The organism is Pseudomonadota bacterium (genome assembly GCA_039815145.1).
Taxonomy (GTDB): Bacteria; Pseudomonadota; Gammaproteobacteria; order Steroidobacterales; family JBCBZW01; genus JBCBZW01.
This window is the reverse complement of sequence record JBCBZW010000291.1, coordinates 1-1,705: the sequence shown is the minus strand read 5'-3', so window position 1 is coordinate 1,705 and position 1,705 is coordinate 1. Positions and strand designations below refer to the sequence as shown.

2 protein-coding genes are annotated in these 1,705 nt (G+C 65.4%); one reads left to right on the top strand and one right to left on the bottom strand.

Annotated features, from left to right (window positions below; all coding sequences use genetic code 11):
* A partial coding sequence (locus AAF184_25905) for a glutathione S-transferase family protein (protein ID MEO0425791.1) occupies positions 1-747 on the bottom strand: 747 nt, incomplete at its 3' end.
* 35 nt (positions 748-782) lie between these two features.
* Here AAF184_25905 and AAF184_25900 point away from each other — a divergent pair.
* Positions 783-1,705: acetyl-CoA hydrolase/transferase C-terminal domain-containing protein (locus tag AAF184_25900; GenBank protein ID MEO0425790.1), on the top strand; the 923-nt coding region annotated here is incomplete at its 3' end.

The window sequence follows — 1,705 nt, the reverse complement described above, 5'->3', positions numbered from 1 at the left end:
CGTCAGACCCAGCTCATTGTCGGCGTCCACCTTGCCCTCGTCGCTGGGGTCGCACTCGCGCGCGACGGCCAGCGCTTCGGCCGCGTCGATGTCGCTGCGGTCGCCGTGACCGACTTCGGACATGCGAGCGGCCCACTCGCGTACGCGTGGGAAAGGCTCAAACAGGCGCGGTGCACTGGGCACGTTGGCGTTGGTCATCCAGACGGGGAAATATCCGAGGATGTCGGTGTAGCCCGGTCGCTCGCCATCGAGGTAGGGGGCGTCACCCGCCAGTGCGTCCTCGAGCAACTCGATTTGCGCCTGCAGCTGCCAGCGCGCCTGCGGCAGCGATTCGGCGAGCTTCGAGAAGTCCATGAAGTTGAAGAACTGTTTGCGGTCCTCGATGACCTCGCCGGGCACCTGCGGGTTCTCGCCCATCGACAACGCCGCGCCTGGCTCGAAGAAGGCCTTGTCGCTCCAGCGCGATAGGGCTAGCGCCAGACCTCGGCGTCCTGTCGGGAACAACGACGGCACCGGCTGGCGCGCCTCGATCTGCTGGGCGATGCAGAGCGTGTCGCAGTACACCTCCGCGCCGATCTGTAACACCGGGGTTTTGCGGTAGCCGCCGGTCAGCGCCGTGAGATTGGGCTTGGGCATGATCATGGGAATCTGTACCGATTGCCACGGCGCCGCCTTGATGCCGAACACGAGCCGGATCTTTTCGGCGAACGGCGAGGCGTCGAAGTGGTGCAATATGAAAGTGCTCACGTTAGATTCTCCGCTGTGTAGGTGCGGGATGCGTCATGACAGTCGTGCTGAAGTCGTTCGAGGATGCCGCGGCCCTGTTGCGCCCCGGTGTCACGGCGTTCGTCCACGGCACGGCGACGGAGCCGCGCGGCTTTGTTGAGTGGCTGGCGCAAAACGCTGCGCTCGACGGCACCCACCTGATTACGAGCTTTATTCCCGGTATCAATACCGAGACGCTTGCCGACAGCGGTGCGCGGCTCACCACCTTTATGGCGCAACCAGCGCTGGCCGAAGGCATCGCTCGAGGTGATGTTGAAGCGCTGCGCCTGCACTACGGCGAACTGCCCGGCTGGATCGCGGCGCGCGAGTCGCTCGATCTGGCATTCGTACGTGGCCGCCGACTTCCGAACGGCAGGGTTGCCACGGGTATAACGGGCGAGCTCATCGCCGCTGCCTGCGCGCGCGCGGACACGGTGTGTGTCTTCGATGATCCCGACATGCCGTTGCCCGAGCAGGGTGTCACCATGGATGCGCCCGATGTCGTGGTCGCCGCGCCTGGCCCGCTTATCGAGTATCGCGGCGGCGATCGTATCGACGACCTGGCGCGGACCATTGCAGCGAACGTTGCGACACTCGTCGACGATGGCGCCACGCTGCAGTCGGGCCTGGGCGTTGTGCCCACCGCCGTGTTCACGGCGTTGACGCGGCGGCGCAAGCTGCGCTTGTTCAGCGGCATGATCAGCGACGCGGTGATGGCGCTGGTCGCCACCGGCGCGCTGGACACCGATGCCGAGCATGTCTACGGCATGGCGCTGGGTACACGTGAACTCTATGAGTGGCTCGGCGGTCGCCCGCGCTTCCGTGTGGTCGGCTGCGAGGACTCGCACAACAGCGAACGCATGCGCGTCCTGCCAAAGTTTACAGCCATCAACAGCGCGGTTGAGGTGGGGCTCGACGGCAGCGTCAATGCGGAATTGCT